The organism is Blastococcus sp. Marseille-P5729 (assembly GCF_900292035.1).
Lineage (GTDB): Bacteria > Actinomycetota > Actinomycetes > Mycobacteriales > Antricoccaceae > Cumulibacter.
In genome coordinates, this window is the sequence record NZ_OMPO01000001.1 from 972,511 (window position 1) to 996,590 (window position 24,080).

The window sequence follows — 24,080 nt, forward strand, 5'->3', positions numbered from 1 at the left end:
GTCCCTTGTTAGTTCGTATCGGGAGGGCTTAGCCCTCGAGGTCGACGATGCTCGGCTCGCGCCGGGACAGGTCGATTCCAAGCTCGTCAGCCGTGCGCCCGGCCTCGTCGTCGGCGTCCCGCAGCTCGATGGCGTGGCCATCGCTGGAGAGCACCTGGACGTTCAGGCACAGCGACTGGAGCTCCTTCAGAAGCACCTTGAACGACTCGGGGATGCCCGGCTCGGGGACGTTCTCGCCCTTCACGATCGCCTCGTAGACCTTCACGCGGCCGACGATGTCGTCGGACTTGATCGTCAGCAGCTCCTGCAGCGCGTACGCCGCGCCGTAGGCCTGCATCGCCCAGCACTCCATCTCGCCGAAGCGCTGACCACCGAACTGCGCCTTACCGCCCAGCGGCTGCTGGGTGATCATCGAGTACGGGCCGGTCGAGCGCGCGTGGATCTTGTCGTCGACCAGGTGCAGCAGCTTCAGGATGTAGATGTAGCCGACCGTGATCGGAGTCGGGAAGGGCTCACCGGAGCGGCCGTCGAAAAGCTGCGCCTTGCCGTTGCTGCCGACCATCCGCTGGCCGTCGCGGTTCGGGGTCGTCGAGCCGAGCAGCCCGATGACCTCCTCCTCGCGAGCGCCGTCGAAGATCGGGGTCGCGGTGTTGGTGCCTGGTTCGGAGCTGCGGGCGTCCTCGGGCAGCAGCTGCGCCCAGTCGGGGTTGCCCTCAACCTCCCAGCCCTGCTTGGCGATCCAGCCCAGGTGCGTCTCGAGGATCTGTCCCACGTTCATGCGGGACGGCACACCGAGCGGGTTGAGGATGACGTCCACCGGGGTCCCGTCTGGCAGGAAGGGCATGTCCTCCTCGGGGAGGATCTTGGAGATGACGCCCTTGTTGCCGTGACGGCCGGCGAGCTTGTCGCCGTCGGTGATCTTGCGCATCTGCGCGACGTACACGCGGATCAGCTCGTTCACGCCCGGCGCCAGCTCGTCGCCCTCCTCGCGGGAGAACACCTGCACGCCGATGACCTTGCCGGACTCACCGTGCTTGACCTTCAGCGAGGTGTCGCGCACCTCGCGCGCCTTCTCGCCGAAGATCGCGCGCAGCAGCCGCTCCTCGGGGGTCAGCTCGGTCTCGCCCTTCGGGGTGACCTTGCCGACCAGGACGTCGCCGGCCACGACCTCGGCGCCGATGCGGATGATGCCGCGCTCGTCGAGATCCGCCAGCGCCTCCTCGGAGACGTTGGGGATGTCGCGGGTGATCTCCTCCGGGCCCAGCTTGGTGTCGCGGGCGTCGACCTCGAACTCCTCGATGTGGATCGAGGAGAGGACGTCGTCGCGCACCAGTCGCTGGGACAGGATGATCGCGTCCTCGAAGTTGTGGCCCTCCCACGGCATGAACGCAACCAGCAGGTTGCGTCCGAGCGCGAGCTCGCCGTTCTCGGTGCACGGGCCGTCGGCGATGATCTGCCCGACCTCAACCCGCTGTCCTTCGTCGACCAGGACCTTCTGGTTGACGCAGGTGCCCTGGTTCGAGCGGTTGAACTTGTGCAGACCGAAGGTCTGGCGGGTGCCGTCGTCCGCCATGATCGTGATGTAGTCGGCGGCGACCTCCTCGACCACGCCGCCCTTCGTGGCGGTGAGCACGTCGCCGGCGTCGATCGCCGCGCGCAACTCCATGCCGGTCCCGACCAGCGGGGCCTCGCTGCGCAGCAGCGGCACGGACTGCCGCTGCATGTTGGCGCCCATGAGCGCGCGGTTGGCATCGTCGTGCTCGAGGAACGGGATCATCGCAGTCGCGACCGAGTTCATCTGACGCGGCGAGACGTCCATGTAGTCCACGGCGTCCGGGTCGACCTCGACGGTCTCCCCGCCCTTGACGCGCACCAGCACGCGCTCGTCGACGAACCGGCCCTCGCCATCGACCGGCGAGTTCGCCTGGGCGATGACGTGCCGGTCCTCCTCGTCGGCGGACAGGTAGTCGACCTGGTCGGTAACCACGCCGTTCTCAACCTTGCGGTACGGCGACTCGATGAAGCCGAAGGGATTGACCCGCGCGAACGAGGCCAGCGAGCCGATCAGGCCGATGTTGGGGCCTTCTGGGGTCTCGATCGGGCACATGCGGCCGTAGTGCGACGGGTGGACGTCGCGGACCTCCATGCTGGCGCGCTCACGCGACAGGCCGCCCGGGCCCAGCGCCGACAGCCGGCGCTTGTGGGTCAGGCCCGCGAGCGGGTTGGTCTGGTCCATGAACTGCGAGAGCTGCGAGGTGCCGAAGAACTCCTTGATGGAGGCCGACACCGGGCGGATGTTGATCAGGGTCTGCGGCGTGATCGCCTCGACGTCCTGAGTGGTCATCCGCTCGCGGACGACGCGCTCCATGCGGGACAGACCGACCCGGATCTGGTTCTGGATCAGCTCGCCGACGGTCCGCAGGCGGCGGTTGCCGAAGTGGTCGATGTCGTCGAGGTCGTAGCCCTCGTCGCCGGCGTGCAGGTGGACGATGTACTCGATCGAGGCGACGATGTCCTCTTCGGTGAGTACCGACTCGGCGGTCGGGATCTCCAGCTCGAGCTTCTTGTTGACCTTGTAGCGGCCGACCTTGGCCAGGTCGTAGCGCTTGGCGTTGAAGAACAGGTTGTTCAGCAGCGTCTTGGCCGAGTCGCGGGTCGGCGGCTCACCCGGGCGCAGCTTGCGATAGATGTCGAGGAGGGCCTCGTCCTCGGTCTTGATGTTGTCCTTCTCGAGGGTGGCCATCATGGTCTCGGACCAGCCGAAGTGCTCGCGGATGCGGTCCTCGCTCCAGCCGAGGGCCTTCAACAGCACGGTGACCGGCTGGCGGCGCTTGCGGTCGATGCGCACGCCGACGGTGTCACGCTTGTCGACGTCGAACTCCAGCCACGCGCCGCGGCTGGGGATCACCTTGCAGCCGTAGACGTCCTTGTCGGTGGTCTTGTCCAGCGACCGGTCGAAGTAGACGCCCGGGGAACGGACCAGCTGCGAGACGACGACGCGCTCGGTGCCGTTGATGACGAAGGTGCCGCCGGGGGTCATGATCGGGAAGTCGCCCATGAACACGGTCTGCGACTTGATCTCACCGGTGGTGTTGTTCATGAACTCGGCGGTGACGAACAGCGGGGCGCAGTACGTCATGTCCTTTTCCTTGCACGTCTCGATGTCGGCCTTGACATCCTCGAAACGTGGGTTGGAGAAGGTGAGGGACATGGTGTCCGAGAAGTCCTCGATCGGGGAGATCTCGTTGAGGATTTCCTCCAGGCCGCTGATGGCGGTCTGGTCGTCGCCTATGCGGGCGCGCCATGCGTCGTTGCCGACCAGCCAGTCGAAACTGGAGGTCTGCAGGGCGAGCAGGTCGGGCACTGCGAGCGGCTCGCGAATCTTCGCGAACGACACGCGCTTCGGGGCTCCGGGGATGGGGAGGCCGTTGGCACCGGCAGTGGCGGACGAGCGGACGGTCGAATCGGGGCGGGAGCCTGCCAAGGTGGGTCCTTCCGAGGACGGGCGTCTGCAATTTTCTGACCACGCTCCTCGTCACCTCTGGCGCGTCACCGCAGCGGCTCGCACGCATGCAGATTCGCGTGGTCGGCTGAGGTTTTACGAGATGCCAGAAGGAAGGCAGCGCAAACAGTAATTCTAGACACAGAAAAGGGGACGTGTCCAGGTCGCGACGGTGGCTCCGTCGTGAGTCGTCGGCCACAGCCGACGTGCTGCTCGCGCTCGGGGCGGCCGGTAGTTGCGCTGCCGGGGCCGCTCACGCCTCACGCGTGAGCACACGATGCCCCTTCGCGGGCCAAACGTCAAGTTGCCGCGGCGCACTGTGCACAACTCAGTTGTCACTCGCCGAAGAGCTCACGGCGGATCGCCTCGGTGTGCTCGCCGACGTCCGGGATCGGTGTCATGACCGGCGGCTCGGCGCCGACGAACGTGGCCGGCGGCAACAGCGCCTGCAGCGGGCCGACCGGAGACCCGACCTCGCGCCAGCGGTCGCGCGCCGCCAGCTGCGGATGCTCGACCAGACCGCGCATGGTGCGTAACCGCGCATTGGCGATCTGGGCGCCGTCCAGCCGGCGTACAACCTCGTCGGCGTCCAGCCGAAGCGTGACCTGCTCGATGACGGCGGTGAGCTCGGAACCAATCACATTCGGTGTCTTGCACGGCGCGCTCGAGCAGTCTCCGCCCTCATGGCGGTGCGGCGCGGCCAGCGGACGAACTAGAACGTCGTCCGATCACCGGGCGGTCCGCAGCAAGACGAGGCGGACCGATCTATCGAAGTCTATGCGCGCGGGCTGCCGGTCGGGGTGCGACGAGCCGAACGTCACGTAGCATCGCGGGCTCATGATTCACTCTGACTACACATACACACGCCACTGCGGCTCTCATGCCGGCCGCCGCGCTAGCAGACCTGGGTGGGGCCTGGGCCGGCTGAGACCGCTCGGTGTTACCAAGTACCGATGAGGAGCCCTGCCCCGGACTCGTTCACCGGCTCTACCATGGCAGGGATCCCCGCGATGCGCATCGCTTTGCGATCATCACCGTGAAGCGCCTCGATCGCCGCCGAGATGAGCTCAGCAAACCGATCGTTGCCGTGTTCGGCGAGATCGCCCAGAATCTGTTCAGCCGTGCTCACATGGGCGGCTCCGCGCACATCGACGACCAGCTGAGTGAACTCACCGGTGGCCACGGCACTGATGGTGAGGCGTAGCCGCTCCGACGCTCCGAGCTCGCCGATCTCGCACCGCAACGTCTTCGGGGAGCTCAGCTCGCAGCCCAGCGCCGGATCAAGCGCCGCTGCGGCCTCGGACAGGTCGATCTCGACACCGGGCACCGAGCCGGTCAAGTCCTGCTTCCGATCGGCGCCGGCCGGCGTGACGTCTAGCTCGATTCTCTGGATCGGCTCACCTGCTTCATCGGGCGGGAGAATCAAGGTCTTGTAGTCCAGACCTCCCGACGTCACCTTGACGACATCGCCGGACGCGACCGGCTTCTTGTCAGGCAGCAGCTGCGACAGCGACGGGGCATCATCGACGCCGATCATCTCCAGCGTTTCGCTGATGAGCGCGTGGAAGGCGTCAGCCTGAGCTCCGGTGCCATCGGATGCTGAAGAGCGCAATGAAGCTCGGAGCAACTCCCCATCGGCTCGCCCCAGGTTCAGATATGCGACGATGCCGGAGTCGACTGCGACGCAGGAGACGAGCTCGTCCAGCGCCTCGTCGACCGGCGTCACAGAGGAGCAGACGAACAGTGAGTCGTCCGGGACGGACGTCGTCGGCGAGACCTGAGGCCCGTCGGCGTCCGAGGAGCTGCACCCGGTCAGGGCGAGGACGAAGGCTGTCGCTAGTGCGGCCGAGGTCCGATGGCTGGTCATTCGCTGTGTCTGGATCATCGCTGCGCCTTTCCTTCGGTGCGGTGATCCTACGATTGCCCAGGTCAGCGGTCGGTTCCCGGCGCCACCGGCGCGCTGCGACCGGCCACGACCACGGAAACGACGAAGGACCGCCCGTTGATCGGGCGGCCCCTCGTGGGTGCGGCGTACGCCGCGGGGTACTACTTGACCGAGACGGTGGCGCCGGCGCCCTCGAGCGCCTCCTTGGCCTTGTCCGCGGCCTCCTTGTTGACCTTCTCCAGGACGGGCTTGGGAGCGCCGTCGACCAGGTCCTTGGCCTCCTTCAGGCCGAGCGAGGTCAGGGTGCGGACCTCCTTGATGACCTGGATCTTCTTGTCGCCGGCCGACTCGAGGATGACGTCGAACTCATCCTTCTCCTCGGCAGCGGCACCGGCGTCGCCGCCAGCACCACCGGCAACAGCGGCACCGGCAACGGCGACCGGAGCGGCAGCGGTGACGTCGAACTTCTCCTCGAATGCCTTCACGAACTCCGAGAGCTCGAGCAGGGTCATTTCCTCGAACTGCGACAGCAGCTCTTCGGACGACAGCTTCGCCATAGTGGCTTCCTTTCTAGATCCGCCGTACGGCGGGAGTTTGGTGATGCACCACGCAGCACGCGGTGCGAGTGCGTCGACTAGCTCTCGGCAGTCTCGGCGGCGGGCTCGGATGCCTCGGCCGGGGCCTCGGCGGGCGCGTCGGCGGCAGCCTCCGCGGGTGCCTCGGCAGCCGGCGCTGCGTCGGCGGGCTTCTTCTCCTTGAGGGCCTCGGCAAGCTGGGCCATCTTGGTGGGCAGGGCGTTGAACACGATCGCGGCCTTGGTCAGGTTGCCCTTCATCGCGCCGGCCAGCTTCGCGAGCAGCACCTCGCGCGGCTCCAGGTCGGCGATCTGCTTGACCTGGTCGACGGAGATGGTCTTGCCCTCGAGGACACCGCCCTTGATGACCAGGAGCGGGTTGTCCTTCGCGAACTCCTTCAGGCCCTTGGCCGCAGTGGCGATGTCGCCGCGGATGAACGCGACGGCGGTCGGCCCGTTGAGCAGCTCGTCCTCGATGTCGAGTCCGGCGTCCTTGGCCGCGAGCTTGGTGAGGGTGTTCTTCACGACCGTGTAGGTCGTGTCGGCGCCCAGCGCCTTGCGCAGCTCAGTCATCTTGGCGACCGACAGTCCGCGGTACTCGGTGAGCACGGCGGCGGTCGACTCGGTGAACTGATCGGCGATCTCCTTGACCGCGGCAGTCTTCTCTGCGTTTGCCATGTCCCTCCTCTCTTGTGCGTCGGGCTGATCAGCCCGGAAACAAGAGAGCCCCGGCGCAGTGCGCACGGGGCGGGCACAGCATGAGCGCTGTGCGGAGCTTCCGTTCGCCTGCGCGGGCCGCCCTGTCAGGGACTTTCAATCCTCGGGATCGCTCCTGAGGATGACCAGCGGTCTTCGGTAGAACCTGAACCACTGTACGCGAGCGTCGGCCCGGCCGCCAACCCGATGCCCGGTGACCTCGCTCTCGCATGACCAATTCATGCGCGGTTCGCAAGACGCTCCTCTCGCTCTGCTGGGCACCGCCGCGTTCGCTGACGAGGTGCTGTCGCCCCTGAGGTAGGTAGGCTGCGGGGGTGATGCGCACTCCCACCCACCGTCTCGTCGTCCGCGCGCTGGCCGCCGGCACCGGGCAGGCGCGCGAGCACGCGGCTGAGATCGACCGGTTCACCGACACGCTGCAGGACGACGAGTTCACCGGCAGCGACGCGTGCACCCTATTCGGCTATCTCGCCGAGCACGACGGACCGGCGGATGCGAACCTGGCGGTGGACGAGCTCAACCCCGATGCCGCTCTGTCGGGCTGAGCCGGCGGACGAGTGATGACCGGTGCGCTGCGGGTGCGGGTTGCCGCGCTGATCGTCTCGATCCTGAGCGCCGTTGGCCTGGCGGTGACCGTCGTCGCCACAGACGACGGCAGGCAGCTGCCCCCGCCGACCGCGCCGTGGCGAGGAGAGCCCGGTCCGCTCGCCGGCACCGTCACCGCGGACGCCGCGATTGAGCACCTGCACGCCTTCCAGGACCTCGCCGACGCTCACGGTGGCAACCGGGCGGCCGGAACCCCTGGCTTCGAGGCATCCACGGAGTACGTCGAACAGACCCTCCACGAGGCCGGTTACGAGACAACCCTGGAGCATTTCACCTTCGAGTACGACCTGGCCTGGGGAGCGAGGCTGGACCAGCTTTCACCGACACCCCGGTCCTTCGCGCACGAACCGATGGCGGAGTCGCCGTCCACCGCGGCTGGTGGGCTGAGCGGCGAGGTCGTCGCGCCAGCAGACCCGACCGGATGCACGGCGGCCAGCTACCCGGCGGGAAGCGATGGGAAGATCGCCCTGGTGGCTCGCGGGGACTGCCCGTTCGCCGAGAAGTCCGTTGCCGCCGGCGAAGCGGGCGCCATCGCCCTCGTGGTCTACAACAACGAGGACGGTCCCCTGCACGGCGGACTGGACGAGGACGGCGACGGGTACATCCCGACCACCGGGATCACCCAGGCCGACGGCGAGATCCTGCTCACCGAGCTGGGCTCTGGGCCGGTGACGCTCGCGTACGACGTCCAGCACGGGACCGAGGAGCGGGAGAGCTTCAGCGTCCTCGCCGAGACGACCGGAGGGGACCCGGAGGACGTCGTCATGCTCGGCGCACATCTCGACAGCACGCCGGCCGGGCCAGGCATCAACGACAATGCGAGCGGGGTGGCCGCCCTCCTCGAGGTCGCCGTCCAGCTCGCGGACCGGCCCGAGCCGCCGACCCGGACGGTCCGCTTCGCCTTCTGGGGAGCCGAGGAGCTCGGCCTGATCGGCTCCACCCACTACGTCGAGGGCCTGCAACCGGCCGAGCTGGACGCGCTCGCCATGTACCTCAACGTGGACATGGTGGCCTCGCCCAACTACATGATCGGGGTCTATGCGGGCGAGGCGTCCGGGGTGCTCACGTCCTACCTCGACGCCCACGGCCAGCCCTGGGTGAGCGTCGACATCGCCGGCGCCTCGGACCATGCGCCCTTCCAGGACCAGGGCGTCCCGGTGACCGGGCTCTACACCGGTTCATTAGAGACCAAGGACGACGAGGACGTCGAGCTGTTCGGCGGAACCTCCGGCGAGTCGTACGACGCGGGGTATCACACCGCCGGCGACGACATCGACAACATCAGCATCGAGGCCCTGCAGATCAATCTCGAGGCGATCGCGCACGTCGTCGACGCACTCGCCGGCCCGGACGCCGACTAGCATGTGACCCGCTTAATCGGCTTTCCTTGGCCGGCAGCCTGGCTCAGACGACGCTGATGGTGCCGGGATGCTCGGGCTCCTGCGGTGCCTGCCAGACCCCGACCACGCCGGCGGTCCGGAGCTCGGCGATCCGCGCGTCGTCGTAGCCCAGGTCCTGCAGGAGCTCGATCGTGTGCTCGCCGTTGAGTGGCGGCGCCGCGACCCCGTCCATCGAGACGTCGTAGAGCATCGGGTTGCGCACCTGCTGCAGCGGTCCGGTGACCGGGTGCACGACCTCCTGCAGCATCCCGCGATGCTGGACCTGCTCATCGGCGAAGACATCGTCCAGGTTGTTGATCGGACCCCACGGCACTCCCGCCGCCTCCAGGTCGGCGCCCCACGCGTCGCGCTCGCGGGTGAGCAACAGCCCGGCGACGATCTCGCGCAATGTGTCCCGGTTGGCCACCCGTGCGGCGTTCGTCCGGTACCGCTCGTCCTCGGCGATCTCCGGTCGCCCGACCACCTGACAGAACTTCGCGAACTGAGAGTCGTTCCCGACCGCGAGAATCAGGAATCCGTCGGAGGTCGCGAACACCTCGTACGGCGCGATCGTCGGGTGCGCGTTGCCGAAGCGCTGGGGCGGCTGTCCGGTCGTCAGGTACAGCTGGGCCATGTTGGCGTTCATCGCGACCGAGGCATCCAGCAGCGCCATGTCGATGTACTGCCCCTCCCCGGTGCGGCCACGCTGGATCACCGCGGCCAGGATCGCCGAGGTCGAGTAGAGCCCCGAGGAGAGATCCATCAGCGAGATGCCGGCACGCAGCGGCTCGGCCCCGGGCCGTCCGTCGGGCTGGCCGGTGTAGCTCATCAGCCCACCGGTGCCCTGGAACACGAAGTCGTACCCGGGCTTGTGCGCCATCGGCCCGGTCTGTCCGTACCCGGTGATGGAGCAGTAGATCAGCCGCGGGTTGACCTTTTTCAGGTCGTCATAGCCGAGGCCGTACCGCCCGAGCGTGCCGGCCTTGTAGTTCTCGACGAGGACGTCGCACTGCTCCGCCAGCCGGGTGAGGACCTCCCGACCCTCCTCGGTCGCGAAGGACACCGCGAGCGAGCGCTTGCCACGGTTCGCAGCAGCGAAGTACGGCGAGAAGCCGTGCTCGGCGCCGGTGCCCTTCGGGTAGGGCGGTCCCCACGACCGGGTGTCGTCGCCACCGACCGGATGCTCGACCTTGATGACGTCGGCCCCGAGATCGGCCAGGTTCTGGGTGCACCATGGTCCGGCCAGGATCCGCGACATGTCCATGACCTTGATGCCTTCGAGCGCCTTCTCCAGCACGGCGTCCCCTCTCGTCGGGTGTGTCAGAGCACCGTAGCGCGCGCCTGGCAGAGTAGGCGCATGGACAAGCGCACCGACACCCTGCTCGAGACCTCGATCGGCATCGACGCCTCCCCCGCTCGCGTGTGGGCGCTCGTGGCAAACCCGCGCAACATGGCGCGGTGGAGCCCACACGTGGCCAAGGTGATCCTGCGCGGCGCCATCCAGAAGGGGGCTACGGCGCTCAACATCAATCGCGACGGCGCGAAGGTGTGGCCGACCCGGTCCAAGATCATCACCTTCGACCCTCCGCGCGAGTACGCCATCCGGGTGCGGGAGAACAACGCCGTGTGGTCCTTCCACCTCGAGCCGGACGGCGCCGGCACGCGGCTCACCCAGCGCCGCGACACGAGCGCCGGCACCACCAGGCTCTCCGACTTCCTCGTAGCCAAGATCTTCGGCGGCAAGCCGGAGTTCGATAAGACCCTGCTGCGCGGCATGAACGAGACGCTGCGCAAGATCAAGGCGGACGCCGAGTCGAGATAGTCGTCTTGCGAAGAGTCGTTCGCGGACGAAGGTGGCCTCCTGGTAGGTGCCCTACTCCAGGCATCGACGAGCAGGTACCTGCCGGTCGACGACCGCGTAGCGGGCGCAGATGAGCAGCCATGCGCCTCAGCCTGTTCCCTTGTCTGTCGTCGGCCGGTAGACATGACATGTACGTCACGTTGCGATCGACAGGAGCCAGGTTCATGCCAGAGCCGATCATGACCATGCCCAGTACCGGGCTGGACTGGGTGCATCAACTCGACCGACACGCCTACATGAACCCGGATGGCGTCGCACTGCGGTTCCGGGGTGAGACGACGAGCTGGGCGCAGCTCGCGGACCGCTCGCGTCGCCTGGCCTCCGCGCTCGCCGACGCGGGCGTCGAGCGCGGCGACCGGGTGATCATCATGATCACCAACCGGCCCGAGTTCCTGGAGGCGGTCATCGCCACGAACGTGCTGGGCGCGGTGGCGGTACCGATCAACTTCCGGCTGGTCGCCCGCGAGGTCGAGTTCCTGGTGCAGGACTCCGGCTCGATGGCGCTCGTGGTCGAGCAGGCGCTCGCCCCGCTGATCGCGACCGTCCGCGAGTCCGCCGGCGAGGACCTCGCCGTCCTGGTGGTCGGCGACGACGCGAGCGCGGCCGGGGACGGCGCGCGATCCTACGAGGACGAGCTGCAGCGGCATGAGCCGAGCACCGAGGACGGCCCCCAGGACGAGGGCGAGCTCGCGCTGATCATGTACACCTCGGGCACCACCGGGCGGCCGAAGGGCTCGATGCTGACCTATCGCAACATCGCCGCGCAGGCGTTCACGATGGCGTTGGTCGCGGACGAGATGGTGGAGGAGGACATCAAGCTCATCACTCCCCCGCTGTTCCACATCGCCGGCATCGCCAACGTGCTGCCGAGCGTGCTGGCGGGCTCTCCGTGCGTGATCATGCCGACGGGGCTGTTCGACCCGGTGCAGATCCTCGACGTGCTCGAGCAGGAGCGGATCACCAGCGTGTTCCTGGTGCCGACTCAGTGGCAGGCCGTGTGCGCCGTCCCCGGCATCGCCGATCGTGACCTGCGGCTGACCTCGATCTCGTGGGGCGCCTCCCCCGCGACACCGGCGATCCTGCGGGCGATGGCCGAGACCTTCCCGAACGCGAAGAACATCTGCACGTTCGGGCAGACCGAGATGTCGCCGGTGACGACGGTGCTGCCGGGGCGGGACGCCGTCCGCAAGCTCGGGTCGGTCGGCAAGGCAGTCCCGCTGGTCGCGATGCGCATCGTAGACCCGGGGATGAACGACGTCGCCCCTGGCGAGGTCGGCGAGATCGTCTACCGCGGACCGGGCACCATGAGCGGCTACTGGAACAACCCCGAGGCGACCGAGGACGCCTTCCGCGGCGGCTGGTTCCACTCCGGCGATCTGGTGCGCATGGACGAGGAGGGCTTCCTGTACGTCGTCGACCGCGTCAAGGACATGATCATCTCCGGCGGCGAGAACATCTACTCGTCGGAGGTCGAGAACGCCATCTCCGAGCACCCGAAGGTGCATGAGGTGGCGGTCGTCGGCGCGCCACACGAGAAGTGGGTCGAGACGCCGGTCGCGTACGTCGTCCCGCGCGATGAGAACGACCCGCCGAGCGCGGCAGAGATCCTGGAGTTCCTCAAGGACCGGCTGGCCTCCTACAAGAAGCCCACGCGGATCCATCTGATCGGCGAGTTGCCGCGCAATGCCTCCGGCAAGGTGCTGAAGGGTCCACTGCGCGAGCAGTCGAAGGCCTAGCGTCTGGTCTGAGTCTCGTCGGTGTCGGGAGTCACCGCCTCCCAGCCGTACGGCGCGAGCAGCCGGTGCGGCAGCGGGTGGGTGACGGACTCGTCCCACGGCCTGGCCATGCCGGCCAGCTCGAGCACGGAGGCGAGGAGGTTCGCGGTGACTCCCCACACGATCAGATCGTCGGCGAAGAACCCGGGGCCGCGATAGCCTCCGGGGGCGGTCGCGGTGAACCGGTTCTCCGGCGCGGCGAGATCCTCGGCCGCGGGGATGACGATCCGGCGTACCTCGTCGGGGTCGACGACGTCGACCGGGTGCGGCTCGCGCCACCACCCGAGCACGGGGACGTAGGCCATGCTCTGGGGTGTCAGATAGACCGCGGGCAGCACGTCGACGATCTCGACGCTGCTCTGGTCGAGGCCGATCTCCTCGTTGCTTTCGCGCAGGGCGGCCTGCACCGGCGTCTCGCCCGGCTCCAGATGCCCACCGGGGAAGACCACCTGCGCGCCGTGCGAGCGCAGGTGGTGCGCGCGTTCAGTGAGCACCAACTCAGGGCGGCCGTCAGCGCCCGGACCGAACAGCACCAGCACCGCCGACGAACGCCGGGGTGAGGCCGGGACAGGGTGCTCGCTGAACCACAGCGGCGGATCCGCCTGCAGCCGCGAGCGCATCGAGGTCAGCCATTCGGGAGTCACCCCTGGACCTTACGCGGTCAGCCTGGTGACTACGAGCTTGTCGTCTCGGGTGCCGATGATGGCAACGGAATCACTGAAGGCGATGGTTCCGTACGCGGGTCTGTGCGAGGCCACTACGTCCTGCAGGCCGTCGACCGCACCCAGGCGCACAGTGGCCCACGACCGGCCACCGTCCTCGGTCCACGCGATGGCGACCACCGTGTCATCATGATGCACGCAGGTACCCACTGCCAGCACGTCGGATCCCAGCAGCACCGGTGGGCCCACGGACTTTTCTCCTCGAAGGGAGGTGTCCGCACAGGTCTCGAACTTCAGCTCCTGGGCGGACGCCGACGCCGCCTTCATGATTCCGGCATAGGCAACCGAGCAGTCGCAGGCATCATCATCGACCCACGTCGCAACTCGGTCTCCGGTCGGCAGGACGACGGCGCTCGCTTCACGATATGCGCCACTACCGGGCTCGCCGCTGAAGTCGATCTCTGGAACCTCGCTCCACGCAGACTCCCCGGGAGCGAGACTCAGCTCGGCGTAGAAGGCCTCCAGATAGACAGTCGCACCACGGACGGTCAGCTCGCCGATGTCGGCGATGTCCGGTACTCCATCCACCGCGATCCAGTTCTCGCCGTCATCCGTACTCGCCGTCGTGACCAGCCGATCTCGGCCAGTGAGCCCGCTCTCTCCAGGCAGTCGGCCATCCCGGCCCGTGGCGATGATCCGGTCATCGGTGCTGGCCAGATGGATGATCATCTGGTTCTCGGCCAGGCCCGACGTCGTCCCCAACGCAACGGGCGTGAGCGGTTCACCGGGACTCCCGCGCCAGAAGGCGGCGTCGTACTGCCCCGTCGAGCTGTCCGCACGATAGCCACCGACGAGCAGCTCGCCCGAAGGAGTTGTCGTCGCGCTGAGTACGCCGGTCACCGCTGATGCAGCATCCAGGACGAGGGGATGCCAGGTCAGCCCTCCGTCTGCGGAAAACGACTGTGCAGTCGGCGGAGCCGACGATTCGCCCATCGTGTCCTGATCGCTCGATTCGTCGTCCGCACGTACCGGTTTGACGGCGATCAGCCAGTCCCCCGCGTGCAGCAGTGTCGGCCAGTAGTCGGTATAGGTCTCCGGCGGATCGTGGCTTCCGAGGCCGGTCTCGACGCTCTGCCAGGTCACGCCCGCATCGTGGGAGACCACCGCGAGGTCTGCTCCGCCGTTCTCGCTGGAGACCAGCGCCACGGCCACGCCGCCGTCCAGCCCGGCAACCCCCTCGATCGTGAAGTCCCCGTGGTCGAGCTCGAGCTGCTCGACATCGTACGGCCCGACCGTTCCGCTCCCCGCACCGGACTTTCCAGTGCCGCAGCCAGAGATCAGCGCGATCACGGCGATCACCAGCGCAGTTGCCACGCGACTCGGCATCGCTCTCTCCTTCAGACCGGCGTCGACGGATCGAATGGCCGCTACGACGAGAAGCGGTCTCAGGGCGGTTCCCCAGACGACGAAAGGACCCCACCCAAGGGCGGGGTCCTTTCGTGCGAGAGTCAGCGCAGCCTACGCGACCGGGTCCTCGGTGAGGTTGCGGGTGCGAGCCGGATCGACCGGGATGCCCGGGCCCATCGTGGTCGACATCGCGATCTTCTTGATGTAGCGACCCTTGGCGGCCGACGGCTTGGCGCGCAGCACCTCGTCGAGGACGGCGCCGTAGTTCTCGACCAGCTGGTTCTGCTCGAAGGACGACTTGCCGATGACCAGGTGCAGGTTGGCCTGCTTGTCGATACGGAAGTTGACCTTGCCGCCCTTGATGTCGGCGACGGCCTTGGCGACGTCCGGGGTGACGGTGCCGGTCTTCGGGTTCGGCATCAGGCCGCGGGGGCCCAGCACGCGGGCGACGCGGCCGACCTTGGCCATCTGATCGGGCGTGGCGATGGCGGCGTCGAAGTCCAGGAACCCGCCGTTGATCTTCTCGATCAGGTCGTCCGAGCCGACGACGTCCGCGCCGGCGGCCTCGGCCTCGGCGGCCTTCTCACCGACGGCGAACACGATGACGCGGGCGGTCTTGCCGGTGCCGTGCGGCAGGTTGACCGTTCCGCGGACCATCTGGTCGGCCTTGCGCGGGTCGACGCCGAGGACCATGGCGACCTCGACCGTTGCGTCGTACTTCGTCGTCGAGGTCTCCTTGGCCAGACCCGCTGCCTCAAGCGGGCTGTAGAGCTTCGAGCGATCGACCTTCTCCGCTGCGCTGCGGTAAGCCTTGCTGCGCTTCATTTCTTCTCCAAGCGTGTGTGTGATGTCGACGCCGGCGGGACCGGACGTCGCTTGTAGGTGTGGTCAGCGAGCCAGCGCGTGGCTCTCCCACGGAGGGGTAGGCAGCGGCCTAGCCCTTGACCTCGATGCCCATCGAGCGGGCGGTGCCCGCGATGATCTTCTCGGCCTGGTCGACGTCGTTGGCGTTCAGGTCGGCCATCTTCATCTCAGCGATCTCGCGAACCTGGTCGCGGGTGACCTTCGCGACCTTGTTGGTGTGCGGCTCGCCCGAGCCCTTCTGCACGCCCGCGGCCTTCAACAGCAACTTCGCAGCTGGCGGCGTCTTGGTGATGAAGGTGAAGGAGCGATCCTCGTAGACGGTGATCTCGACGGGGATGACGTTGCCGCGCTGCGACTCGGTCGCGGCGTTGTACGCCTTGCAGAACTCCATGATGTTGACGCCGTGCTGGCCGAGCGCGGGGCCGACCGGCGGCGCCGGGTTTGCCTGGCCGGCCTGGATCTGAAGCTTGATCAGACCAGCGACCTTCTTCTTGGGAGGCATGTCTTTCCAGTCCTCTGGTGTTGGTGGTGTGGTGGTGGCCGAAGCCCGACCTGGGACGGCACGTCGGGAAGGGTTCGGCCGAGACGTGCGCCGGTAGGCGCACGGCAACCTTCTAAGACTACGCGCTGCACCCCGACGCGGGCGAGCCCCCGCCGGGAAGATCACAGGCGCTAGATCTTCGAGACCTGGTTGAAGCCCAGCTCGACGGGCGTCTCGCGGCCGAAGATCGACACAAGCACCTTGAGCTTCTGCTGCTCGGGCATAACCTCGCTGATCGATGCCGGGAGGGTCGCGAACGGTCCGTCCATGACGGTCACCGACTCGCCGATCTCGAAGTCGACCTCGATCGTCGGGGCCGGCTGACCGGTCAGAGCCGCCTCGCCCACCGAGCTCGCGGTCGCGGGCGCGGCCGGCTGCGCCGGCGTACGGATGATCATCTTCACGACGTCGTCCACCGGGACCGGCGAGGGGCGGGACATGCCGCCGACGAAGCCGGTCACGTTCGGCGTGTTGCGGACGACGTTCCAGGACTCGTCGGTGAGATCCATCCGCACGAGCACGTAGCCGGGGTACGGCTTGCGGTTGACCTTGACCTTCTTGCCGTTCTTGATCTCGGTGACCTCCTCGGAGGGCACCGCCACCTCGAAGATGTAGTCCTCCATGTCGAAGGTCTCCAGGCGCGACTCGATGTTCGTCTTCACCCGGTTCTCGTAGCCGGCGTAGGAGTGGACGACGTACCAGTCGCCGATCTTCGAGCGCTCGCGCAGCTCGGCTTCCTCATCGACCGGCGCGTCGATGGCGGCCTCGGCCGGCTGGGCGGGCAGCGGCGGCTCGGACTGCGCCTTCTCCGCGGCTTCCACGGCCTGCTGCTCGTCCTCGCCCAGCTGCTGGCCGTCGCCCTCGACGCGCTCGACCTCGGGCTCGTCGGCGATGCCCTCGAGGACGGCGCGCTCCTCGGCGGCCTCCGCGGCGGCGACCGATCCCTGGGACAGCTCGGCGGGCTCCACCTCGTCGGCGCTGGTGCCGTCGACGGTCACCTCGGGCTCCGGCTGCTCGCCGGTCTCCTGGGGCTGGAGGTCTTCGTTCACCACGGGTAGCTCACTTCCTTGTCTTCGGCCGCCTCGTGGGCGGCGTATGTCGCTGGTGGATCGTGCTCGCCGGCTAGGCGAAGACCCACTCCATCAGCTTGCCCAGACCGAGGTCGAAGCCCCAGACGGCGGTCACGAGGATCACCACGAACACGATCACGACCGACGTGTAGGTGATCATCTGCTTGCGGGTCGGCCAGACGACCTTCTGCAGCTCGGAGCCAACCTGCTGCAGGAAGTTCCCCGGCGCCGCACCGGGCACCGTGCTCCGCTGCTCGGCCTTCGCCGGCCGCTTCGCGGTCTTCGTACCCTTGCGGGACTCCTTGGCAGCGGCCTTCTTCTTCGGCTTGCCCTTGCCGGCGGCAGTCGCGCCCGCCGCTACCTCTGCGGCGTCATCCTCGTCAAGGTCCTCAAGGTCCTCGTCGTCCCGGTCTTCGTCCGCGAGGTCGTCATCCTCGTCGTCGAGGTCCGCGTCGCCGGCGTCGCCCTCGAGATCCTCGTCGTCCTCGTAGAGATCGACATCCTCCTCGGCGGCGGACTCGTCGGGGTCATCTGCGATCTCGTCGCGGCCTGCCACGACGTCGTCCAGCTCGCGCTCGTCATCCGACGACGAATCGCGCTTGGATCGCTTGGCCACTCGCTAGCCTTCCGTTGACCGACTGTGCACTGCCTTGCTGGCAGGGGTGACAGGACTCGAACCTGCAACCTGCGGTTTTGGAGACCGCTGCTCTACCAATTGAGCCACACCCCTATGCCTGCTGCGCCCCTTCGGGCACGCCAGGTCAGGAGCCAATCTCGACTCCCGGCCTGCCAGTGTACCCACGCCGGGCCCCCGGCGTGCAACGGGTTCCGCAGCGCGCCGGCCTCGCACGCCCTCGCGGGCTAGTTGTGATGTCCAGGGACATTGGTCAGCCGGGTGATCGGGGGCCGGCCGCCGATTGCGGAGTGGGCGCGGTGGTGATTGTAGAAGTGGAGCCAAGCGGGCAGTGCGGCGTTGCGGTCCTGGGTTGACTCGTACAGCCGGGCGAAGGCCCAACCGTCGGCCAGTGTTCGGTGGAAGCGCTCGATCTTGCCGTTGGTCTGCGGCCGGTACGGTCGGGTTCGTTTGTGGACGATGCTGAGGTCGTTGCACGCGTCGCGCCAAGCGAATGAGCGGTAGCAGCTGCCATTGTCGGACAGTACTCGCTCGACAGTGACACCGTGCTCGGCCAACCACGCCACCGCTCGCCGCAAGACGCCGATAGCGGTCTGGGCCTTCTCATCGGTGCAGATCTCGGCATAGGCCATCCGGGAGTGGTCCGGGGGCAGGGCAGCATTAGCGTGGGACACGAAGACCTCCGGTCAGTGAAGCGGTGAACTAGACAGCTCCACTTCACAACCGGAGGCCTTCGTCTGTCACACAAACTCACCGATGCCGGGCGGTACAACCTCCCTGGACATCACAGTTAGTCGACGAGCCCGTGGTCGATGGCATAGCGGACCAGGTCGGCCGTCGAGCTGAGCCCGAGCTTGGCCAGCAGCCTGCTGCGGTAGGTGCTGACGGTCTTCACGCTCAGATGGCCCGCGTCGGCGATGTCGGTGACCCGGTCGCCTCGCGCGAGCGCGACGAGCACCTCGAACTCCCGCGGCGAGAGGTCGAGGTGCAGGTCCTCGCTGCTTTCGCGGCCGGCGCCGATCAACTCGCCGGCGACCTCACCGGTGATGTAGCGGCCTCCGTTGGCGACGCGCCGCACCGACATGACGAGCTCTTGGGCATCCATGTCCTTCGATACATAGCCGCGCGCGCCGGCCTCGAAGGCGCGGACGGCGTACTGCCGCGCCGGGTACATGCTGAGCACGACCACCGGTAGCTCGGGCCAGCGCCGCTGCATGGTGCGCAGCAGGTCGAGCCCGCTGCGGACGGGCAGGTTGATGTCGAGCAGGACGGCGTCGAAGCGCCGCTGCTCGAGCAGCTCCAGCGCGTCTGCGGCGGTGGCCGCCTCGGCCACCACCCGCAGATCGCTCTCGTGCTGCAGCAGCCGGATCAGGCCGGCGCGGAAGATCGTGTGGTCGTCGACCAGCAGCAGCTCGTGGCCGTCCACGCTCGTCTCCCTTGCGGCCTGCACCCGGCCCTCGCTCAGCGGCCCTGGAAGTTGGCCTCGCGGCGCTCGACGAAGGACTGGATGCCTTCCTTCATGTCCTCGCTGCTCATCACCTTGTCACGGATCTGCCCGATCGCATCGACTGCTGCCCGCTCGCCGTGCTCGATGTAGGTGAGCGCGGCCTCCTTGGTGGCCTGGATGCCCAGCGGCGCGTTCTTGCAGATCTCCTTGGCCAGCTCGATCGCGCGGTCGATCTGCTGTCCCGCCGGCACGACCTCCTGCACGAAGCCGAGCTGCAGCGCCCGCTGCGCGTCGAACTTGTCGCACAGGAACAGGTGGTACATCGCGTTGCCCCAGCCGGTGCGGGTCAGGTACCGGAAGTGCGCGCCACCCAGCGGAGCGATGCCTCGCTTGGACTCCAGCTGCTGGAAGACCGCGGTGTCGGCAGCGACGACGATGTCGCAGGCCAGCATGAACTCGATGCCGACGGTGAAGGTGATGCCCTGGACGGCGGCGACGACCGGCTTCATGCAGCGTCGTCCGAGGCCGAAGGGATCGACCTTGTTCGGGTCGCGCGGCTTCGCGGTGGCCTTGGGGCCGAAGAACTTCGGCATGTCGAGACCGGCGGTCGTGTGCTCGCCGGCGGAGCAGAAGACGGCTGCCCAGATCTCCGGGTCGTCGTCCACGCGGGTGAGGTGATCGACCAGCTGCTCGACCATCTCGGGGTTGTAGGAATTCTTCTTGGCCTCATTGCGCACGGTGATGACGGCGATGTGGCCGTCGATCTCCATCGTGACCTCGCCTGCTGGCTGATCGCTCATGGTGCTCCTCTTTCCAGTGGTGGGATGGTGCCTTGCCGGTGGTCTAGATGATGCTGGAGCCGCCGTCGATGGCCAGCGTCTGGCCGGTGAGATGTGCCCCGGCGGCCGAGGCGAACAGCACGGCCGCGCCCTTGAGGTCGTCGCCCGAGCCGATGCGCCCGAGCGGCGTCCCTGCCGCCATCGCCTGCTCGCCGCGCGCGGCGATGGTTCCGGCCGTCATCTTCGACGGGAAGAAGCCCGGCGCGATGGCGTTGACGGTGATGCTGTGCCGGCCCCACTCGGCGCCGAGCGCGCGGGTGAAGTTGATGACCGCCGCCTTGCTCGTGTTGTAGGCGATCGTCTTGGTGGCGTCGAGCTTGTTGCCACGGAGACCGGCGATGGAGGCCACGTTGATGATCCTGCCGTACGACGCCGGGATCATCGAGCGCCGTCCGATCTCCTGGCAGGTCCGGAAGATCGCCCGGGTGTTGAGGTTCATGACCTTGTCCCAGGCCTCGGCGGGGTGATCCTCGGCGTTCGCGCCCCAGGTCGCGCCCGCGTTGTTGACGAGGATGTCGACGTTGCCGAGCGCCTCGAGCGCGGCCTCGGAGGCGCGCACGATCTGCGCATCGTCGGCGAAGTCGGCGGCGATGTGCCCGGCGTCGATGCCGCGCCCGGCGAGGAAGTCGACCGCCTCCTTGAGGTCGGCCTCCTTGCGAGAGGTGAGGAAGACGCGCGCGCCCTGCTCGCCGAGGGCGGTGGCGATCTGCAGCCCGAGCCCGCGGGAGCCGCCGGTGACGAAGGCCGTGCGGCCGGTGAGGTCGAACAGCTCAGGAACGGTGCTCACGAGTTCTCCTTGGGGCTACGGTGGGACGCCGATTCGGTCGCTATCTCGGCTGCGCGGGCGCGCAGCTGGTCCTTGCGCATCTTCCCGACGCTTGAGCGCGGGATCTCGTCGACGACGTAGATGGCCTTGGGGATCGCGGCCCGCTCGGGCGTGCGTGCCGCCACGTGGGCGAGCAGCTCGTCGACACCGACCGGCTCGGCCAGCTGCACGAACGCGACCGGGAGCTCGCCGGCGTAGGGGTCCGGCTGCCCGACGACCGCGGCGGCGATGACCTGCGGGTGCGTGTGGAAGGCCTCCTCGATCGGCGCGGGGTCGATGTTGTGCCCTCCGCGGATGATGAGGTCCTTGCTGCGGCCGGTGATCCACAGGTAGCCGTCGTCGTCGAGGGATCCGAGGTCGCCTGTCGCGATCCAGTCCCCGGGCAGCGTGTCGCTCGCGCGGCCGTCGTAGCCGTCGAAGACACCCGGTCCCCGGAAGACGATCTCGCCGGTCTCACCCGGAACCGCGGGCGAGGCTGGGTCGGTCCGGTCGCGCAGCACGCGAACCTGCTGGTACGGGAAGCGGATGCCGACCGAGCCGTGCTTGACGATGCCGTCGTAGGGATTCATCGTCGTCACGCCGTAGGTCTCGGTCAGCCCGTAGCCCTCGACGACGGGAGCGCCGACCAGGTCCTCGAAGCGCTTCGCCACGGCTACCGACAGCGGCGCCGAGCCCGACGACACCACGCGCAGGACGGCGAGATCGGCGTCCGGGCGGGCACCGGCTGCGACCTGCCCGATGATCGTCGGCAGCAGCGGCAGGTGGGTGATGCGGTGCCGTTCGACGAGCCGGAACACACCCTCGATCACGCCGCGGCCCCGCCAGCCGTGGGCCGAGGGCAGCACGATGCTGCCACCGGCGGCGATGCTCGCGAACGGGCCGTTGAGGATGCCGAGGACATGGAAGGTCGGCGTGGCGCACAGCCGGACGTCACCGGGCCCAAAGCCGACCATCAGCGCGCTGCTCCACGCGCTGAAGACCCAGCCGGCGTGCGTGTGCCTGGCAAGCTTGGGCAGGCCGGTGGTGCCACCGGTCATGAGCAGCGCGGCGATGCGGGCGGGGTCGCTCGGCGGCAGCCGGTCGTGCCCGGCCGCGAGCGCCTCCTCGAACGCGACCTGCTCGACGCCCTCCGGCAGGTCGTCGAGGGTGCCGCCGACTGTGAGCACCAGGCGGACGCCGGGCACCTCCCGGATCGCCGCGACCGTCGTCGCGGCGATCTGCGGCTCCTCGGGGCCGGCATGGGCGATGACGACGCTGACGCCTGCGGCGCGCAGCAACTCGGCGACGGCGAACGGCTCGAGCATCCAGTTGACCGGGAGCGCGATCGCGGCCGCCTGCACGCCCCAGGTGGCGAAATAGGCCTCCGGGACGGTCGGCATCAGGAGCGCGACCCGGTCGTCGACGCCCACTCCATTGGCGTGCAGGTAGCCACCGAGCGCGACCACCCGTTCGAGCAGCTCGGCCTTGCTCAACACTGTGGGATCGCCGTCGACCTCCGGTAGGTAGACGATCGCGGGCCCGCTCGGATCGGTGGCCGCGGCATCGCGAAGCATCGTCGTGGTGTCCGCCGGCAGGCCGCGGTCGCCCAACGGGACGCACTCGAACTCGCCGATGGCCACCGCGGAGCTTAGGTCCGCCTCGATCCAGTACGGGGCGCGGGCGGTCATCGCTCAGGCTCCGAGCGCGGCGGGGTCCATGAGGCTGCCGGTGCCGCACTCGCTACGGGCGAGCGCCGCCTCGGCGTCCGGCAGTAGCCGATCGAAGAAGTAGGCCGCCAGGGCCCGGTGCTTGCGGGCGACCGCGGAGGCCTCCTCGCCCGCGGCATCGGCGACCGCGGCGGCGCGAGCCAGGAAGTAGCCGACGGCCAGATGACCGACGCTCACCAGGAAGTCGAAGGCGCTGGCGCCCACGCGCGCCGGGTCGTCGGTGCGGTCCTCGGCGATGACCGGCACGACTGCTTCGATGCGGTCGGCGAGCGCCGCGAGCCGGGCGCCGTGCGGCTCGGAGTCGAGCTCGCGCACCATGCCGGTGAAGGTCCGCAGCCGAGCCCCGTCGTCGGAAAGCGTCTTGCGGGCGAGCAAATCGAAGGCCTGCACGCCGTTCGTACCTTCGTAGATGGCCAGGATGCGGCCGTCGCGGTAGGTCTGCTCGATGCCGGACTCGACGATGTAGCCCGCGCCGCCGAAGGTCTGCATGGCGAGCGTGCTGGACTCCACGGCCCGGTCGGTCACGAAGGCCTTGGCCACCGGGGTGAGCAGCGCCAGCAGGTCGCCGGCGCGCTTGGCCTCGTCGGCGTCCTGCGAGTGCGCCTCGACGTCGATCCGCGAGGCGAGCCAGATCAGCAGCATCCGAAATCCGGCTGCCCAGGTCTTCTGGGTCAGCAGCATCCGGCGGACGTCGGGCTGGTCGATGATCGGGTCAGCGGCGCGGTTCGGGTCGTGCAGGGTGCCCGGCGCGCGTGACTGCACACGATCCCGGGCGTACGCCGTGGCCTGCTGCTGAGCGTTCTCGATGATGCCGAGCGCCTGCGAGGCGCTGCCCAGGCGGGCGCCGTTCATCATCACGAACATGGCGGCCAGGCCGCGGTTCTCCTCGCCGACGATCTCGCCGATCGCGTCCTCGAAGCGCAGCACGCAGGTCGCGTTGCCGCGCATGCCCATCTTGTGCTCGATCGAGTCGACCTGGACGCCGTTGTTCTCCACGACGGTCCCGTCGTCGGCGATCCGGTTGCGCGGCACGATGAACAGGCTGATGCCGGCGGTACCAGCCGGTGCGCCCTCGATGCGAGCGAGCACGAGGTGCACGACATTCTCGGCGAAGTCGTTGTCGCCACCGGAGATGAACATCTTGGTGCCGTCGATGCGGTAGGTGCCGTCGTCCTGTCGCGTGGCCTTCGTGGTGAGCAGGCCGAGGTCGGTGCCGCAATGCGGCTCGGTGAGGCACATCGTCCCGGTCCACCGCCCGGCGGCGAGCTGCGGGAGGAAGCGGGCCTGCTGGTCGGCATTGCCGCGGGCCTTGAGCAGCCGGTACGCGCCGCCGGTCAGCCCGAAGTACAGCGACCACGCGGGATTGGTCGCAGCGAGGATCTCACCGGCGATCGTGCCCACGACGTGCGGCAGACCCGCCCCGCCGTGCTCCTCCGCGGCGGTCAGCGCCGGCCAGCCGTCGGCGACATAGGAGCGGGCCGCGTCGACGAAGCCGGACGGCGTCCGGACGGCGCCGTCCACGACGCTGCAGCCCTCGCGGTCGCCGATCGCGTTCAGCGGTGCGGCAACGCCGGTGCAGAAGCCGGCGAGCCCGCTGATGACCTCGTCGATCGTCTCGGCGTCGATCACGACCCCTGCGCGCGACAGGTCACCGGTGATGTCGAGCACGTCGTGCGCAGCGAATGTGATGTCCTCGAGGGGTGCCCGGTAGGCCATGTCAGCTCCTTGCTGTTGCGTACCCTCGACGCTAGCCAGCGAGCCCCCGCAGATCTGTCGGACAACAGG

Annotated in this window: 21 protein-coding genes, 1 tRNA gene and 1 pseudogene; 4 read left to right on the forward strand and 19 right to left on the reverse strand. The window is 68.3% G+C overall.

Annotated elements, in window-relative coordinates; translation table 11 throughout:
• Positions 1–28 precede the first annotated feature (28 nt).
• From rpoB to rplJ, 5 genes are all read right to left on the reverse strand, one after another.
• Positions 29–3,397 carry a DNA-directed RNA polymerase subunit beta gene (gene rpoB / locus DAA40_RS04805; RefSeq protein ID WP_234356239.1) on the reverse strand — a complete coding sequence of 1,123 codons (3,369 nt, stop codon included), beginning with the start codon at positions 3,395–3,397 and terminating at the stop codon, positions 29–31.
• Positions 3,398–3,837: 440 nt separating this feature from the next.
• Positions 3,838–4,143, reverse strand: coding sequence for a CoA transferase (locus DAA40_RS04810; protein ID WP_199849513.1), 306 nt, complete (start codon positions 4,141–4,143; stop codon positions 3,838–3,840).
• 299 nt (positions 4,144–4,442) lie between these two features.
• Positions 4,443–5,369, reverse strand: coding sequence for a hypothetical protein (locus tag DAA40_RS04815; protein ID WP_158716242.1), 927 nt, complete (start codon positions 5,367–5,369; stop codon positions 4,443–4,445).
• A gap of 179 nt (positions 5,370–5,548) precedes the next feature.
• Complete coding sequence (rplL, locus tag DAA40_RS04820) at positions 5,549–5,944, reverse strand: 50S ribosomal protein L7/L12 (RefSeq protein WP_106848529.1); 396 nt, start codon at positions 5,942–5,944, stop codon at positions 5,549–5,551.
• A gap of 77 nt (positions 5,945–6,021) precedes the next feature.
• Positions 6,022–6,639 carry a 50S ribosomal protein L10 gene (gene rplJ / locus DAA40_RS04825; protein WP_106848530.1) on the reverse strand — a complete coding sequence of 206 codons (618 nt, stop codon included), beginning with the start codon at positions 6,637–6,639 and terminating at the stop codon, positions 6,022–6,024.
• 353 nt (positions 6,640–6,992) lie between these two features.
• On the opposite strand from rplJ, the gene DAA40_RS04830 reads away from it, so the two are divergent.
• A complete protein-coding gene (locus DAA40_RS04830; protein ID WP_106848531.1) occupies positions 6,993–7,223 on the forward strand; it encodes a hypothetical protein in 231 nt (76 codons plus the stop codon).
• A gap of 15 nt (positions 7,224–7,238) precedes the next feature.
• A complete protein-coding gene (locus tag DAA40_RS04835) occupies positions 7,239–8,645 on the forward strand; it encodes a M20/M25/M40 family metallo-hydrolase (protein ID WP_106848532.1) in 1,407 nt (468 codons plus the stop codon).
• 43 nt (positions 8,646–8,688) lie between these two features.
• Here DAA40_RS04835 and DAA40_RS04840 read toward each other — a convergent pair whose 3' ends face one another.
• Positions 8,689–9,960: a CaiB/BaiF CoA-transferase family protein gene (locus DAA40_RS04840; RefSeq protein ID WP_199849514.1), complete on the reverse strand. Its 1,272-nt coding sequence runs from the start codon at positions 9,958–9,960 to the stop codon at positions 8,689–8,691.
• Between the two features lie 60 nt (positions 9,961–10,020).
• Between DAA40_RS04840 and DAA40_RS04845 the strand changes: the two genes are divergently transcribed.
• Both DAA40_RS04845 and DAA40_RS04850 read left to right on the forward strand, forming a co-directional pair.
• Entirely contained in the window at positions 10,021–10,485 is a 465-nt protein-coding gene (locus DAA40_RS04845; protein ID WP_106848533.1) for an SRPBCC family protein, read from the forward strand.
• A 203-nt stretch (positions 10,486–10,688) separates the two neighbouring features.
• Positions 10,689–12,260, forward strand: a complete 1,572-nt coding sequence (locus tag DAA40_RS04850) for a long-chain-fatty-acid--CoA ligase (RefSeq protein WP_199849515.1) — start codon at positions 10,689–10,691, stop codon at positions 12,258–12,260.
• Here DAA40_RS04850 and DAA40_RS04855 read toward each other — a convergent pair.
• The 13 genes and pseudogenes from DAA40_RS04855 to DAA40_RS04915 all read right to left on the reverse strand — a co-directional run bounded on the left by DAA40_RS04855 (position 12,257) and on the right by DAA40_RS04915 (position 24,011).
• A complete protein-coding gene (locus DAA40_RS04855; RefSeq protein WP_199849516.1) occupies positions 12,257–12,943 on the reverse strand; it encodes a CoA pyrophosphatase in 687 nt (228 codons plus the stop codon). The genes DAA40_RS04850 and DAA40_RS04855 overlap by 4 nt on opposite strands.
• A 9-nt stretch (positions 12,944–12,952) precedes the next feature.
• Positions 12,953–14,347: a sialidase family protein gene (locus DAA40_RS04860; RefSeq protein WP_106848535.1), complete on the reverse strand. Its 1,395-nt coding sequence runs from the start codon at positions 14,345–14,347 to the stop codon at positions 12,953–12,955.
• A gap of 132 nt (positions 14,348–14,479) precedes the next feature.
• Entirely contained in the window at positions 14,480–15,193 is a 714-nt protein-coding gene (gene rplA, locus DAA40_RS04865) for a 50S ribosomal protein L1 (protein ID WP_106848536.1), read from the reverse strand.
• A gap of 109 nt (positions 15,194–15,302) precedes the next feature.
• Entirely contained in the window at positions 15,303–15,734 is a 432-nt protein-coding gene (gene rplK, locus DAA40_RS04870) for a 50S ribosomal protein L11 (protein ID WP_106848537.1), read from the reverse strand.
• Positions 15,735–15,904: 170 nt separating this feature from the next.
• On the reverse strand, positions 15,905–16,825 hold the full coding sequence (gene nusG / locus DAA40_RS04875; protein ID WP_234356240.1) for a transcription termination/antitermination protein NusG: 921 nt from the start codon (positions 16,823–16,825) through the stop codon (positions 15,905–15,907).
• Between the two features lie 70 nt (positions 16,826–16,895).
• Positions 16,896–17,459, reverse strand: coding sequence for a preprotein translocase subunit SecE (gene secE / locus DAA40_RS04880; protein ID WP_106848538.1), 564 nt, complete (start codon positions 17,457–17,459; stop codon positions 16,896–16,898).
• Between the two features lie 38 nt (positions 17,460–17,497).
• Positions 17,498–17,573, reverse strand: a tRNA-Trp gene (locus tag DAA40_RS04885).
• A gap of 131 nt (positions 17,574–17,704) precedes the next feature.
• Positions 17,705–18,121, reverse strand: a pseudogene (locus tag DAA40_RS04890) (integrase core domain-containing protein); the annotation flags it as partial.
• A 146-nt stretch (positions 18,122–18,267) separates the two neighbouring features.
• A complete protein-coding gene (locus DAA40_RS04895; protein WP_106848539.1) occupies positions 18,268–18,903 on the reverse strand; it encodes a response regulator transcription factor in 636 nt (211 codons plus the stop codon).
• A 35-nt stretch (positions 18,904–18,938) separates the two neighbouring features.
• Positions 18,939–19,724, reverse strand: coding sequence for a crotonase/enoyl-CoA hydratase family protein (locus tag DAA40_RS04900; RefSeq protein WP_106848540.1), 786 nt, complete (start codon positions 19,722–19,724; stop codon positions 18,939–18,941).
• 43 nt (positions 19,725–19,767) lie between these two features.
• Positions 19,768–20,550, reverse strand: a complete 783-nt coding sequence (locus DAA40_RS04905) for an SDR family oxidoreductase (protein WP_106848541.1) — start codon at positions 20,548–20,550, stop codon at positions 19,768–19,770.
• Positions 20,547–22,256, reverse strand: a complete 1,710-nt coding sequence (locus tag DAA40_RS04910) for an AMP-binding protein (protein ID WP_106848542.1) — start codon at positions 22,254–22,256, stop codon at positions 20,547–20,549. Before DAA40_RS04910 ends, DAA40_RS04905 begins: the two co-directional genes overlap by 4 nt.
• Before the next feature lie 3 nt (positions 22,257–22,259).
• On the reverse strand, positions 22,260–24,011 hold the full coding sequence (locus DAA40_RS04915; RefSeq protein WP_106848543.1) for an acyl-CoA dehydrogenase: 1,752 nt from the start codon (positions 24,009–24,011) through the stop codon (positions 22,260–22,262).
• Between the last annotated feature and the right edge of the window lie 69 nt (positions 24,012–24,080).

What these genes read in the sequence shown, in the direction of transcription:
- DAA40_RS04815 (WP_158716242.1), bottom strand. Translation starts at nt 5,369, where the DNA reads ATGACCAGCCATCGGACCTCGGCCGCACTAGCGACAGCCTTCGTCCTC.
- rplL (WP_106848529.1), bottom strand. Translation starts at nt 5,944, where the DNA reads ATGGCGAAGCTGTCGTCCGAAGAGCTGCTGTCGCAGTTCGAGGAAATG.
- rplJ (WP_106848530.1), bottom strand. Translation starts at nt 6,639, where the DNA reads ATGGCAAACGCAGAGAAGACTGCCGCGGTCAAGGAGATCGCCGATCAG.
- DAA40_RS04835 (WP_106848532.1), top strand. Translation starts at nt 7,239, where the DNA reads ATGACCGGTGCGCTGCGGGTGCGGGTTGCCGCGCTGATCGTCTCGATC.
- DAA40_RS04845 (WP_106848533.1), top strand. Translation starts at nt 10,021, where the DNA reads ATGGACAAGCGCACCGACACCCTGCTCGAGACCTCGATCGGCATCGAC.
- DAA40_RS04850 (WP_199849515.1), top strand. Translation starts at nt 10,689, where the DNA reads ATGCCAGAGCCGATCATGACCATGCCCAGTACCGGGCTGGACTGGGTG.
- DAA40_RS04860 (WP_106848535.1), bottom strand. Translation starts at nt 14,347, where the DNA reads ATGCCGAGTCGCGTGGCAACTGCGCTGGTGATCGCCGTGATCGCGCTG.
- rplA (WP_106848536.1), bottom strand. Translation starts at nt 15,193, where the DNA reads ATGAAGCGCAGCAAGGCTTACCGCAGCGCAGCGGAGAAGGTCGATCGC.
- rplK (WP_106848537.1), bottom strand. Translation starts at nt 15,734, where the DNA reads ATGCCTCCCAAGAAGAAGGTCGCTGGTCTGATCAAGCTTCAGATCCAG.
- DAA40_RS04900 (WP_106848540.1), bottom strand. Translation starts at nt 19,724, where the DNA reads ATGAGCGATCAGCCAGCAGGCGAGGTCACGATGGAGATCGACGGCCAC.
- DAA40_RS04910 (WP_106848542.1), bottom strand. Translation starts at nt 22,256, where the DNA reads ATGACCGCCCGCGCCCCGTACTGGATCGAGGCGGACCTAAGCTCCGCG.
- DAA40_RS04915 (WP_106848543.1), bottom strand. Translation starts at nt 24,011, where the DNA reads ATGGCCTACCGGGCACCCCTCGAGGACATCACATTCGCTGCGCACGAC.